The 14,201-nt window shown below is 63.9% G+C and carries 7 protein-coding genes and 1 riboswitch; of the genes, 2 read left to right on the forward strand and 5 right to left on the reverse strand.

All coding sequences use genetic code 11. The features are described from left to right. Positions 1-5 precede the first annotated feature (5 nt). The 4 genes from VFO25_07555 to VFO25_07570 are packed head-to-tail and all read right to left on the reverse strand — an operon-like array spanning position 6 to position 8,751. On the reverse strand, positions 6-2,684 hold the full coding sequence (locus VFO25_07555) for a hypothetical protein (GenBank protein ID HET9342752.1): 2,679 nt from the start codon (positions 2,682-2,684) through the stop codon (positions 6-8). Next, complete coding sequence (locus VFO25_07560) at positions 2,681-4,657, reverse strand: amylo-alpha-1,6-glucosidase (protein HET9342753.1); 1,977 nt, start codon at positions 4,655-4,657, stop codon at positions 2,681-2,683. The genes VFO25_07555 and VFO25_07560 overlap by 4 nt, the downstream gene beginning before the upstream one ends. A 13-nt stretch (positions 4,658-4,670) precedes the next feature. Continuing rightward, complete coding sequence (locus tag VFO25_07565; GenBank protein ID HET9342754.1) at positions 4,671-5,480, reverse strand: creatininase family protein; 810 nt, start codon at positions 5,478-5,480, stop codon at positions 4,671-4,673. Between the two features lie 55 nt (positions 5,481-5,535). Then, positions 5,536-8,751: a TonB-dependent receptor gene (locus tag VFO25_07570; GenBank protein HET9342755.1), complete on the reverse strand. Its 3,216-nt coding sequence runs from the start codon at positions 8,749-8,751 to the stop codon at positions 5,536-5,538. 158 nt (positions 8,752-8,909) lie between these two features. Between VFO25_07570 and VFO25_07575 the strand changes: the two genes are divergently transcribed. After that, positions 8,910-10,178: a tryptophan 2,3-dioxygenase family protein gene (locus VFO25_07575; GenBank protein HET9342756.1), complete on the forward strand. Its 1,269-nt coding sequence runs from the start codon at positions 8,910-8,912 to the stop codon at positions 10,176-10,178. A gap of 134 nt (positions 10,179-10,312) precedes the next feature. Further along, the gene (locus VFO25_07580) at positions 10,313-12,022 is read left to right on the forward strand and encodes a S53 family peptidase (protein ID HET9342757.1); all 1,710 of its coding nucleotides are present in this window, start codon (positions 10,313-10,315) and stop codon (positions 12,020-12,022) included. 94 nt (positions 12,023-12,116) lie between these two features. On the opposite strand, the gene thiC is transcribed toward VFO25_07580, so the two are convergent. Next, positions 12,117-13,832 (reverse strand): phosphomethylpyrimidine synthase ThiC, encoded by a 1,716-nt coding sequence (gene thiC / locus VFO25_07585; protein HET9342758.1) that lies wholly within the window; start codon positions 13,830-13,832, stop codon positions 12,117-12,119. Continuing rightward, positions 13,823-13,936: riboswitch (TPP riboswitch) on the reverse strand. (Overlaps the previous gene by 10 nt.) Positions 13,937-14,201: the final 265 nt, after the last annotated feature.

Consider the following 14,201-nt stretch of genomic DNA (forward strand, 5'->3'; position numbering starts at 1 on the left):
TTCGTCTAGTCCTTAGCGCTTCGGCCGTCGTATTGGGCGACTTGGCGGATCATCTTCGCGACGATACCGGTCCAGCCGGTCTGATGGCTCGCGCCCAAGCCGGCGCCGTCGTCGCCGTTGAAATATTCGTAGAACGGGATGTGATCGCGCCAATGCGGGTCGGTCTGGAATCTCTCGGACGCACCGAAGACCGCGCGTTTGCCTTGTGAATCGCGGGCGAACAATCCGATGAGCCGGCGCTCGAGCTCCATCGCGACATCCCAGAGATTCATGTACTTGCCCGATCCGGTCGGGCACTCGACCATAAAATCGTCGCCGTAGTAGTAGTGGTACACTTGAAGCGCCTCGATGATGAGGTAATTGATCGGGAACCATACCGGCCCGCGCCAGTTCGAATTGCCGCCGAATGCGCCGGTACGCGATTCGGCGGGCTCGTAGCCGACCATGTGCGTCGTCCCGTTCGATTCGATCATGAACGGTCGCAGCGCATGGTACTTGGAGAGCGCACGCACGCCGTGCGGCGAGAGGAACTCCGATTCGTCGAGCATCCGATAGAGGATGCGCGACAGACGATCGCGGTTGACGATCGAGAGCAGTCGCCGTCCGTCGACGCCGGGCATGACGAAGCTCGCGACGTTGTCCGCTAGATCGGGCCGGTGCGCGAGGAACCACTCGACGCGCGCGCGCAGGTTCGGCAGCTTCTCGCCGAGCGCAGCTTGGGCTGTCGCCACCGCGAAGAGCGGCGCAAGCCCGACTGTCGAGCGAACGCGGAGCGGGTCGTGCTCGCCGCTCGGCAAGTGGAGGACGTCGTAGTAGAAGCCGTCCTCGTCATCCCACAGGCCGATCTCTTTCTCGCCCACGTGGTTCATCGCTTCGGCGATGCGCAGGAAGTGCTCGAAGAACTTGCTCGCGATGTCTTCGTACGCCGGCTTCGTCATCGCGAGCTCGACCGCGATCGTGAGCATGTTCATGCAGTACATGCCCATCCACGCGGTGCCGTCAGCCTGGTCGATATGGCCGCCCGTCGGCAGCTGCGCGTTGCGATCGAAGACGCCGATGTTGTCGAGGCCGAGAAAGCCGCCTTGGAAGATGTCGTTCTCGTCTGCGTCTTTGCGGTTGAGCCACCACGTGAAGTTCATGAGAAGTTTCTGGAAGACGCGTTCGAGGAAGAGCGTGTCCGCGCGGCCGTACATCTCGCGCTCGATGCGGTAGACGCGAAGCGCCGCCCACGCATGGACCGGCGGATTGACGTCGCCGAATGCCCACTCGTACGCCGGCAGCTGACCGTTCGGGTGCATGTACCATTCGCGCGTGAGCAGCGCGAGCTGCTCCTTCGCGAACGCAGGATCGATGAGCGAGAACGTCACGACGTGGAACGCGAGATCCCAGGAAGCGAACCAGGGGTATTCCCATTTGTCCGGCATCGAGAGCACGTCGTCGGCGTACATGTGCACCCATTCGTGGTTGCGGCCGTTAAGACGCTCGGCGGGCGGCGGAGGACCGGCCGGATCCCCATCGAGCCAGCGCTCGACGACGTAGCGGTAGAACTGTTTCGACCAGAGCATACCCGCGAACGCTTGGCGCTGGATCGCGCGTAGGTCGTCGGACATAGCAAACGGCGTGATGCGTTCGTAGAACTCGTCCGCTTCCGCCTTGCGCTTGTCGAACAGATCGTCGAAAGCCGTGCTGAATGCGGCCGGCAGGGATGCGGGCAGCCCCGAGTGGAGGCGCAGGCGGATGACGCGCGTCGCGCCCGCGTCGATCGCGATCGCGTAGCGCAGCGCGCACTTCGTGCCTTCTCCGAGCGGATTGACCGCATCGCTCTCACCGTCGATGATGTAGCGGTGAAATGCGTCCTTCACGTAGTCGATCTCGTTGCGGACTCCGAAAAGCCGCTCGTAGTTCGTCTCGTTTTCGGTGAAGAGCGTTTGCGGTTCGCCTTCGCACTCGAGGAGCATGCGACCGAGACTTGGGTGAAGCGCCTCGACGGCGACGTGCGCCGCGTCGGTGGCACGGTGGAGCGACGGCCTCGGGCTTTGTGGCGCCCACGACCAGGTGTTCCGGAACCAGAGCGTCGGCACCACCTCGATCTCGGCGCGTTCGGGCCCGCGGTTCGTGACGGTGATGCGGATCGACACGTCGTCGACGTCTGCTTTCGCGTACTCGACGAAGGCGTCGAAGTAGCGGTCGCCGTCGAAAATGCCAGTGTCGACGAGCTCGAACTCGGGATCGTTCCTCGTGCGCCGGCGGTTTTCGGCGAGCAGCGCCTCGTAGGGGAATGCGGCTTGCGGATACTTGTAGAGGCACTTCATGTACGAGTGCGTCGGCGTGCCGTCGAGGTAGAAGTAGCACTCCTTGACGTCCTCGCCGTGGTTGCCTTCGTTGCCCGTGAGGCCGTAGAGGCGCTCTTTGAGGATCGGGTCCTTCTTGTTCCAAAGAGCGACCGCGAAGCAGAGGAACTGGTGATCGTCGGAGATCCCAGCGATGCCGTCTTCACCCCAACGATAGGCGCGCGAACGCGCGTGATCGTGCGGGAAATATTCCCACGCGGTTCCGCCGGCGCTGTAGTCCTCGCGGACGGTTCCCCATTGGCGCTCGCTCACGTACGGCCCCCAGCGACGCCATCGCGCTTTGCCGGCGGCGTCATCCTGGAGACGCTGCTCCTCGTGCGTCAGCGGGGTCATGGGCGTCTCTGCGCGGCCAACGTCATCCAAGCCTCCAGCGTCTGCGCCACCGACCAAGCTTGGGCGATGCAACCGCCCGGCGCATGCGGTGCGTCGCCGTCAAAAACTTCAGGGATCTGTCCGAGCCCGTATGCGAAGAGCGCATCCTCGAGCGGCGCGAGCAGCATTCGGGCTGCGCGCGCGTCACCGTACGCGCGATAGTGTGCGATCGCGTATGGGCCGAGCAGCCACGGCCAGACCGTTCCTTGATGGTACGCGCCGTCGCGCCGCGACGGATCACCTTCGTAGCGGCCGGCGTAGCGCGGATCGCTTGGGGCGAGCGTGCGCAAGCCGTACGACGTGAGGAGCGCTCTGCCGCAGGCGTCGACCACCTTGCGCATCCTCGTCTCGTCGAGCAGCGGCTCCGGCAGCGAAATCGCGAAGATCTGGTTCGGCCGCAATGATGCGTCCGCTCCGTCCGGACCATCGAGGACGTCGACGCAGAAACCGAGATCCTGGCGCCAAAATCGCTCGAAACCCGCGCGAGCGTTTGCGGCAAGGCCGTCGAACTTCGCGGGCGATCCGGCCGTCGTCATCGCGAGCCGGCCGGCGGCTGCGAGTGCGTTGACCCAAAGCGCATTCACCTCGACGGGTTTGCCGATGCGCGGCGTGATGACGTTGTCGCCGACCTTCGCGTCCATCCACGTGAGCTGGACGCCCGCCTCGCCGGCGGCGAGCAGCCCGTCCGTCTCGTCCATCTTGATTCCGTGACGCGTGCCGCGAACGTGCCAGTCGACGATCGTGTCGACGACCGGTAGCATCTCGCGCGCGAACGCGGCGTCTTGCGCACTGCTCGCGCACCGCTCGATCGCGAGGATGTACCAAAGCGTCGCGTCGACCGTGTTGTACTCGGGCGCGCCGCCCGTGTCGGGGAACTGGTTCGGGATCATGCCGCGATCGACGAACCGCGCGAACGTCCGGAGCACCGATCGCGCGACGTCGAAGCGGCCGGACCCCAGCGTGAGGCCGGGGAGCGATATCATCGTATCGCGCCCCCAGTCCGTAAACCACGGATAGCCGGCGATGACGGTATCGCCTTCACCGCGCTTGACGATGAACTGGTGTGCCGCGAGCCCCAGGCGATCGATCCACGGCTCGTCCGAGCCTGCGGTCTGTGTGGCACGCAAAGCGGACGCGACATCGCGCTCGCGCGCCGCGAATGCCTCCCACTCGTCGTCCTCGGGCGCGGCCGGCGTTTCGCTTTCGGCGCCGAGAGCAATCGCGCAGCCGGCGCCTTGTGCGAGCGTGATGCTGCCGTGCGCCGCGCAGATGTGATCGTCTCGCGCATCGAGCCCGCGCTCGCGTTCGCGCGCAAGATCGAACCCGTAGTACCACGAGCCGTCGAGCACCCACGCTATCGCGTCCGACATCGCCCAACCCGCCGGCGCACCCGGCGCGGTGGCGAATCGGAAGCCCCCGTGCGACGGCTCGAGCGTCGGCGGCGCACCGCTCGCGCGCGTCGAGCCGTGATGGTCGCGCCCGTCGATGAAGAGGGTGATGCTGAGGTCGACCGGAGCGGACGCGCGCGCGACCTCGTAGCGGACGAACGTGATGTTCGCGCCGCGCTTCATCCAAATGCGCTTTTCGAGGATCGCGTCGGCGAACGCATAGCGCCAGACCGGCGCGGTGCCATCGAGCCTGAACGATTCGATCGACGTGAAGCCGCGCGGATCGACCGTGCCGTCCGCCCAGCCGTTGGCGCCGAGCGCGTAGGCGCGCCCGTCGTAGGTCACCGACTCGTCGACCTTAGGGACGAGCAGCGTACGGCCCGCGGGCGGCGAGGTGGCGGCGACGAGCAGGCCGTGGTAACGGCGCGTCAAGACGCCCGCGACCGTACCGCAGGCATAACCGCCGAGCCCGTTTGTGACGAGCCACTCGCGGCGCTCGGAAAAAGCGAGATCCGCGCACGAGGTGCTGCCGAAGCGGATGGTCAACGGCCGCCCGGCCTCAGTGATGATCTCGGCGGATCGGTTTGCGACGTGACCGCATCTCGTCGATGAGCTCGACGATGCCGGCAGCGGCCGCTGCCAGTAGGCGTTCGCCCTTTTCCGCCGTCGCCTTCGTGGGATCGCCCATGACGCCGCTCTCCGAGATCGCGCTCCAATGCTCCATCATCGCAAGCGGACCGTCGCCGGCGATAAGATCGGTCCAATAATTCTTCGTCGGCTCGTGCGATAGATCGCGCGACGCCTTCGACATGTCGACGAGGTCGGGACGCAGCGCCAGATAGATCGACGTCTCGAACTCGCAAGCATGGTTCATCCCGCCGACCTTGTCGGATTCTCTCAACGACTCGGCGACCTCGCGCACTCCAGGCGCCGCCCAGTAGTTGACGGCAGCCGCGAGCGCGCCGGTTTGCACGACGGTGAGCCTCGCCATGATGTCGACGAACGGCGTGTTGCTGCCGTGGCCGTTGACGATGAGGATACGCTCGAAACCGTGACGCGCTAGACTCGTACAGACGTCGACGCCGTAATGGATGAACGTCTCGGCGCCGATGGTTATCGGACCCGGAAAATCCATGTGGTGCGGCGTGAACCCGTGGATGATCGGCGGCACGAGAACGGCGCGGTCCGCCGCTGCCTCCGCAGCTCGCTCGCACGCGGCGACGCATAGCCGGACGTCGGTATCGATGGGCAGATGCTTGCCGTGGTCTTCAAGTGTCGCCGTTGGGACGACAGCGACCTTGCGCGCTTCGACGGCCGCCTTCACTTCCGGCCACGTCAATTCGCCGTAGCGGTATTTTTGCTGCGTCACGCGCCCGTTTTCAGCCGAAGGGCGGGTCGTACCTTGACCCGCCCTCCCGCTTCGATCAGTACTTCGTGCTGATGAAGAACGTCCAGACGCGCGGTACCGGCGAGTTCGCTTCGTTCTCGTACGGCAAGCGGCCCAGGTTGTACATGAAAGGTTCGCAGCCGAGCGTCTGGCCCGGCGCGCACTGGTTCGGATTGAAGCCCGAGCCCGGTCCGGAGCTACCGAGGCCGTTGGGCACGTAGAAGCCGTTGTTGCCCGGGTTGGTTCCGGTACCCGTCGAGCCGGTATAGTTGCCGAGGATGTTCTCGACGCGAATGCCGACCTCAGTGCCGTTCGAGTTACGGCCGAGCTCGTGGGCGACCGTCAGGTTGACGAACGCGACCGGGATGCCCCGGATCGATCCCGGATCATCGCCTTCCGGCGTGCCGCGCGACGCCGTGATGTTCGGCTGGAACACCGTGCCCGGGTTCGCCGGGTCGGTGAAGTAGTACGCGTCCGCCGACGTGCCGGGGCCACAGGTGTTCTCCGCGAGATCCGTGTTGAGCACTTTGACGGGGATCGCCGGAAGCGACGGATCGCAGAAGTTCGCGAAGACCCAGACTTTCTTGCCGACACCGTACGGGTAACCGGACTCGTACGGCATGTTCATCGACACGTGCCAGCCGTTCGGCGAATCGTACGCGAGGTTGAACGTGCCGGTCACGGGCGCGACGTACGAGACGTGGAACATCTGTCCGGACGCGAGCGCCGCATCGTTCACGAACGGGAAGAAGTCGCCGTCGTAGTTCGCGAGCGTGTTGTCGTACGTGAAGTTGAGGAAGCCCGTGAGACCGGTGCTCGCCTCGCGCTGCAGGTCGAACTCGACGCCGAAGTTCTTGTTGATGCCGGCGTTGCTGAAGTGGAACGGTCCAAAGACCGGCGTACCCGACGGCAGCGTGAAGAGCAGGCTTGAGCTGCCGACGACGTAGTCCGTGCCTTTGCGATAATACGGCGAGACCTTCAGCTCGAAACCGCTGCCGAACGCGTGCTCGAACGACATGTCGTAGTTGACGGCGCGCTGCGGCAGCACGGGCGTGTATTGCGCGAAGTTGTTCGTGTTCTGGTCGATGAGGATCTGCTGGTAGAGGTTGGTGATATTATTGGTCGGCGTACCCGGAACGGGTTGGTTCGGGTTCGGTCCGACGATGAACCCCGGCATGCCGGGATACGGCGCGCCTTGGAGCAGATGGAAACAGCCGTTGTTCGGCGTCGTTCCGACCGTGCAATTCGCGAGCGCCGGGTCGATGCGGTACTTGTTCTCGATGCCAGACTCGGGTTCGAATTCGATGTTCTTGCCGTACGAGAAGCGCAAGACGTCGCGATCGCTCAGCTTGTATGTCAGCCCGAGCCGTGGGCTTATCTGCTGGGGCTGCGTGACGTTCGTTCCGATCGGCGCGCCGAGATGCGTGACGAAGTTGAAGTTATCGTCGAACGTGTAGTACATGTTCTGTTGCGGCACGTCCGGCGGCAGCGAGTAGATCTGCTTGTCGAAGCGCACGCCGATGTCGGCCGTGAAGCGGTCGGACGGCTGCCAGAGGTCCTTCACGTAGAAGTTCATGCGGTGGACCGGGTCGTCGACATACGATAGATCGCTCGGGAACGTCGTGAGCGGAGCTAGCGAATGACTCGTCGGCAAGTTGAAACCTGGGCGGATCGCATCGATAGCCGCATTGAGCGGCGCGATGTAGCAGCCGCCCGAGTCGTTGAAGCCGAGCAGCTGCACGCAGCTCGTACCCTCGAGCGGCATATCGAAGGGCTCGAAACTGGGGACACCTGCGGAATAGAGCGATTTGAAAACCGTGTAGTCGGCGCCGACGCCGAGCGAGTGCCGGCTCGATAACTGGTTCGTGTAGTCGAAGCCGGCCCCGAGGCCTTGGGTCTGGAGATCTTCGTAGAAATCGGAGAAAGATCCGACGTCGTATGGGTAGTTGAAGATCAGGTTCTCGATCGTCTGGTGAACGCGCGTCTCGACGAAACTCGACGAGCTGAGCTGACGTTTGAACTGGAACTTATCGATGGCCGAATTGAAGCTCTGCGAGTCAGGATACTTGATGAACTGGTTGTTCGCCACCTGACCTGGGAACGGCGTCAGGTAGTCCGCTTCGGTGATGTTGCCGATCGGGTTGCCGTTCGGGCCCGTCACCTCTTCGGCGAGTCGCACGTTGCCGTTCGCAGAAGCGTACGGCGCGGTGTTCGGGTTCATGAGCAGGCCGAAGATGAAGTCGCCGGCCGTTACGTCTGAGAGGAACTGCAGCTCGTTCGACTGGTTTTTGCCGAAGTGGTAGTACATGTTCGCGACGGTATCGTCGGTGTCGACGAAGTTCGTGAAATTGAGGTCGAACGGGAGGGTGTCTTTTAGATTGCCGTAGCCGGCGGCGTCGCGCTGACCGCCGAACGAAAAGTAGTACGAGAAGCGGTTGTCCGGTGTCGCGTTGCCCCAATCCATCGAGAGCTCGTGGCCATAAAGCGGGCCGGTGATGCGAACCGTCGCCTGACCAGAGCCGGGATACGCACCACGCGTGATCACCTGGTTGATGACACCCGAATTCGTGTTGCCGTTGCTCACGTCGTAGCCGCCGGTCGAGAGCTGGATGCTCCGCGTGCCGTTGAGGCTCAGGCCGTTGAGGAACTGGCCTGTGACGGGATCGGTGTTGTCCACCCCTTCATATTCGTATCCGACGTCGTTCTCTTGACCGGCGCGGATGATGGGATATCCGAAGTTGTCGGTCGTTACGCCTGGAAGCGAGTTGAAAGCCTGGAAGCCGTTGAGGTCCTGCGGCGTACCGTTGATGTTCTGAACGACGGATTGGGTCACGGTATACGTGTCGGCGGTCTGCGTCGGCTGGATGACCGACGTCTGCCCGCGCACGGTGACGTTGCCGAGCGTCTTGATCGAAGCGGACAAACTGCCGTCGACCCTGCGGTTTTGGTCTTGGACGACCGTCACGCCCGCGATGATCAGCGGTTCGAATCCCTGCTTGCTGAATGTGACGCGATACGTGTCGACCGGTAGGCCGGTGATGACGTAGTATCCGTTCGCGCCGGTCGTCGTCGTCGTCGTGGACGTCGGCGAAGCGACCGAGACGTGGACGCCCGCCAGCGCTCTGCCGGAGGGATCGGTGACGAATCCTTGGATCGTGCCGGTGGTTCCGGCGGATGCGTACGAGGCGAAGCATCCGATCGCCAACATCACGAGGGCGACGATGGTCGCTATGCGCGTCGGTCGGCTTGACATGTCATGCCTCCGCTGAATCGGGAAAATTGCCGTTCGGCGAGGCCGTGCTCTCTCGCATGCGGCTCGCTGGACCAAATCGAGTTCTTCGCCGGAAATCGCCGCCCTGTCGCGTGCCTGCCGGAGGTTCGGACGATGAACCGCGGAACGCTGTCCCCGCGATGACGCGCGACAGCGACGGTAACTGGTGGACGTTCACCATCGATAAAGATGTCCGGGCGGACAACGTGAAAAGCCGCTTTACGGGCGAAATGGACGTCAATCCTGAATTGCCCGGTGGTTTTCACCGCCTCGACTATCACGATTACCTCGGCCTCGATAGACTGCTTGCCTGTCAGCGACCTAGCTCGCGGATTCCCGACGAGCGCGCGTTCATCGTGACGCATCAGCTCATGGAGATCGTCTTCAAGCTCGTCGTTTTCGATTTGGCCGTCGTGGCAGCGACGCTCCAAGACGTCTCTTCTTCGGACCAGACGGCCGCTGCGGTCATCGAAGGTCGCGGAGCAGACGACGCGTGGCGCCCCGCGCTCACGGCAGCCGCTCGCATCTCTTTCGCTTGCCGAGAGCTTCTGCCGTCTACGATGCGCATTTTGTCGGACCCGAGCGACGCCGATGAAACGTTCAACAGCATCGAGTTCCACCGGTTCCGACAAAACCTCGAACCCGCGAGCGGGTTCCAATCCGCGCAGTTCCGGCTCATCCAGCGGGCGCTCGGCAAAGCGAATCTCTTGTCGGTTCGACTATTTCCGGCCCGTACGTATCGACAGTTCTACGGCGACGTCGCCGGCGACACCGTCAGGGTCGACGATCCCGTGATCCTGCGAGAGGATTCAACGGTCGCGTCGCCGTCACCAGGCGACCCGCTCGAACGAGTGGCTCGGCTTGAAGAATCCGCCAACGCCGCCTTGGAGCAGGTGGCCCGCGTCGCCGGCGCATCGCCCGACGCAAGCGGTCCTGATGTCATCGACGATCAGGACGTCAAACGCGCCGTGACGCTGCTCGAACGCATCCTTTCAAGAGGAAGAGGCGGTGCGCGAACGACCGGCTCCGCGTCGGCGGTCCAGTTCGCCGAAGACCTTTCCGCGGCCGCGGCGCGCGAGAACGCCCGTCGCAACGGACTTCAACTCGCACGTGCCGGCGCCCACATCTTGCGCAAGCGCGCGCCCGCGTCGCCGCTCCACGATATTCTCTCGCGCCTCAGCGCGGCCGACGAAGCGCTTCACGGCACGGCGCACGACAGTTTTCTTTCGGTCCACCTGCGCGTGACGCGCGAGCGGTTGCGCCAGATCCGCGCCTATGCGGCGAAATCTGGCGAACCCGAGCCGTCGATCGGCACGGGCGGCGGCGGCATCGAGTATCTCGGATGGTCGCAGCGCTACTTGATCCCGCTCTTCCCGGCGCTCGTCGCCTTCCGCGAACTCGGCGACTGACCCGCGCCGCGGCGCGGCCGAGCGCGAAATGGAACGCCTTTTCATCTGGTTTGTTCCCGGACTGTCACACCTCCGGACGTATCCTCTCGGGTAGAACCCGGCCCAACTGGAGGCCGGTCTGGGAGGACATGCTGATGTTTCGCTTGGGAATCGTGACGGCGGCGGTGGTCTGCTTATTCGCCTCGAGTGCGATGCAGGCGTCGGCGTCTGCGACTGACGGCATCGCGGCGGGCGTTCCGCATTTCGCGAGGACCGCGGTCTATTTGGGCCGAGCCAACCCGAACATGCCGGTCCGGCTCGTCGTCCATCTCGCCTATCCAAGACCGAAGGACGTCGACTCATTCCTACACGTCGTGAATGATCCGTCGTCACCCGTCTACGGCCGCTACCTCACTCCGGCACAATTCGCAGCCGCGTTCGCGCCGTCACCGCAGGCGTACGCACACGCGATGGCCACGCTCGAAAACGCAGGCTTCCGCGTCATCGGCACGTACGCCGACCGGAAGGCCATCGACGTATCGGCTGACGTCCGGCATGCGCAAGCCTTCTTTGGAACATCGATCGGCATGTTCCGGTTCGGGCGATCGGCGACGTACGCGAATATCACGCCGGCTCGCATACCGACGGCGCTTCGCGGCACGGTCATGGCGGTGAGCGGCTTCAACAACTTCACGCGCCTTCACAACCACCTTACCGGAAGGTATCGCTCGTCAGGTGGGCTGAGCCCGAGCGGCACCAACCCCGGACCCTACGGACCGACGGACATCCAGACCGCGTACAACGAGTCGATCCACGTCAATCCGGCGATCAACGGCGATGCGCCGAACGGCAACCACGCGACGATCGCGATCGAAACCGCTTTCGACTATCAGGACAGCGATCTCACCGGCTTCTGGACGATGGGCGGCGTGACGCGAGCGCCGGGCGCGTACGTCTTTCGCGTGCTCGTCGATAACTCGACCGGGCAGGGCATCTTCAACGCCGACGAGAGCGAAGAGACGACGGCCGACGTCGAACAATCGTCGTCGAACGCGAGCGGCGCGAACGTCCTCGTCTACGAAGGCGTCGACAACCTCTTGTCGACGTTCGACGATGTCTACCTCGCCGTCGTGAACGACAAGCGCGTCGACGTCGTGACGACGTCGTGGGGGCTCTGCGAGATCGACGAAGACATCAATGAAGTGCTCGCGGATAACGATCTCTTCAAGCAAGGCGCCGCGGAAGGGCAGACGATGTTCGCGGCATCGGGCGACAACGGCTCGAAGGACTGCCAGGACTCGACCAACCAGAACACGGTGACGGGCGTCGACTTCCCATCGAGCTCGCCGTGGGTCGGCGCGGCCGGCGGCACGTCGATGCTATTGAACTCCGACGACTCGATCAACACGGACACCGGCTGGTCGGGCAGCGGCGGCGGGATCTCGGTCATCTTCCCGTTGCCGTCCTATCAGACGTCGGTGCCGACGCTCGGAAGCACGAGCGGCCGCAATTCGCCCGACGCGGCGCTGCTCGCCGACAACACGACCGGCTACACGTTCTACTACGTCGGTTCGGGCACGCTGCTGAAGATCGGCGGTACGAGCATCGTCGCACCGAACTTGGCCGCCGACTACGCACAGTACGCCGGCTACTACAACAAGCGTCTCGGCCTCGCGCAGTCCGGATTGTACGCGATGTTCCCGAAGCGCACGTATCCGGGAAAGGTCTTCTACGATATCCTGACAGGCAGCAACGGCGACTACAACGCGCACGCGGGGTTCGACAACGTGACCGGCACGGGGTCGTTCAACGGATACCTGTACATGACGAAGGTGCTGCCGCACGCCGGCAACACCCCCCTCTGACCGGCAAGGCCGCGGCGGTCGACCGTAAAGGTCGACCGCTCCATCTCATCTCGAAGGCCCGCGGCGGTCGAGCTAAAGCTCGACCGCTACATCTTTATCGATTTCGCGATGAGTCGGACCACTCACGGTACTCTTCTGCTTTTGCTTTGAGCCCCGCGTCGATCTCGAGTTGCTTCGCGTAGTCGCGGACGTCTTGCGTGATGCGCATCGAGCAGAAATGCGGACCGCACATCGAGCAGAAGTGCGCGACCTTCGCGCCCTGTGCCGGCAGCGTCTCGTCGTGGAAGGCGCGCGCTGTCTCGGGATCGAGCGATAGCGCGAACTGATCCTCCCACCGGAACTCGAACCGCGCCTTCGAGAGGACATCATCCCAGTGGTGCGCGGTCGGATGACCCTTCGCGAGGTCGGCAGCGTGCGCGGCGATCTTGTAGGCGATGACGCCGTCTTTCACGTCTTGCTTGTCGGGCAATCCCAAGTGTTCTTTCGGCGTGACGTAGCACAGCATCGCCGTGCCGAACCAGCCGATCATCGCCGCACCGATCGCACTCGTGATATGGTCGTAGCCGGGCGCGATATCGGTGACGAGCGGGCCGAGCGTGTAGAACGGCGCCTCGTCGCACGCGGCGAGCTGGCGCTCCATGTTCTCCTTGATGAGGTGCATCTGGACGTGGCCGGGGCCTTCGATCATCGTCTGCACGTCGTGGCGCCAGGCGATCTTCGTCAATTGGCCGAGCGTGTCGAGTTCGCCGAACTGCGCCGCGTCGTTCGCGTCGGCCGTGCAACCGGGCCGCAGCCCGTCGCCGAGCGAGAAGCAGACGTCGTACGCCTTCATGATCTCGCAGATGTCTTCGAAGTGCGTGTACAAGAAGTTCTCTTCGTGGTGCAAGAGGCACCACTGCGCGAGGATCGACCCACCGCGCGACACGATGCCGGTGATACGGTTCGCCGTGAGCGGCACGTAGCGCAGCAACACGCCGGCATGGATCGTGAAGTAGTCGACGCCTTGTTCGGCCTGCTCGACGAGCGTGTCGCGGAATATCTCCCACGAAAGCTTCTCGACCTTGCCGTCGACCTTCTCGAGCGCCTGATAGATCGGCCCGGTGCCGATCGGCACGGGCGAATTGCGTAAGATCCATTCGCGCGTCTCATGGATGTGCTTGCCGGTCGAGAGATCCATGACCGTATCCGCGCCCCAGCGCGTCGCCCACGTCATCTTCTCGACTTCCGCTTCGATCGTCGACGAGACCGCCGAGTTGCCGATGTTCGCGTTGATCTTGACGAGGAAGTTGCGGCCGATGATCATCGGCTCGCTTTCCGGATGGTTGATGTTCGCCGGGATGATCGCGCGGCCGCGCGCGACTTCATCGCGGACGAAGGACGGCTCGACGCCCTCGCGCAACGCGATGAACTCCATTTCCGGCGTGATCTCGCCGCGACGCGCGTAGTGGAGCTGTGTGACGTTGCGCCCGTCTTTTGCACGCAGCGGGGTCCGCGAGTGCGCGAAGCGGATCGAGTCGAGCTCGGTTTTCGCCTCGCGCTCGCGACGATATGCGGACGTCGGCTGCGTCAAGCGCTCGACGTCGCCGCGACCTTCGATCCAAGAGGCGCGCAGGGGCGCGATACCCTGATGCGGATCGCATTCGAGGCCGGGATCCGTGTACGGTCCGCTCGTGTCGTAGACGCGGAAGTCCGAGCCATCGGTCAGGTGGATCTGCCGCATCGGCACTCGGATGCCGTCCGAACCGTCGACGTAGACCTTGTGGCTTGATGCGTGCGTGCCGCGGACCGGCGGCTGAAGTGTGGTAGCCATCTTCTCCTCCCTGCGCTGGCATGATCCAGATCAGGTGTTGACGGTCGGCGACGTCGAGTCGCCCTCTCAGTCCGCTCGAAGCGCGGACTCCCGTGCGGCCTGACCCCTTCGCTGGAACGGCCTCGCGCGACCTGCGCGAGCGCATCGAAGGTCCGCCAAGTTGACGCCGAACCGCTGCGAGCTATATGCCGGTCATGACGATAGAGAGCGACCAGCCGACCGCGCGCGCGATGAAGACGACGTCGCAGTACTCAAGACCGACGTGAGAACGCTCGGCGAATCGTTTTTCGGCCCGAACGCCGAGTCATCCGCATCGACGACCGGTTGTCGGGCATCGAGGATCTTCGGCTACGCTCGGTCCTCGACGAC

The organism is Candidatus Eremiobacteraceae bacterium (assembly GCA_035710745.1).
Classification (GTDB): Bacteria; Vulcanimicrobiota; Vulcanimicrobiia; order Eremiobacterales; family Eremiobacteraceae; genus JANWLL01.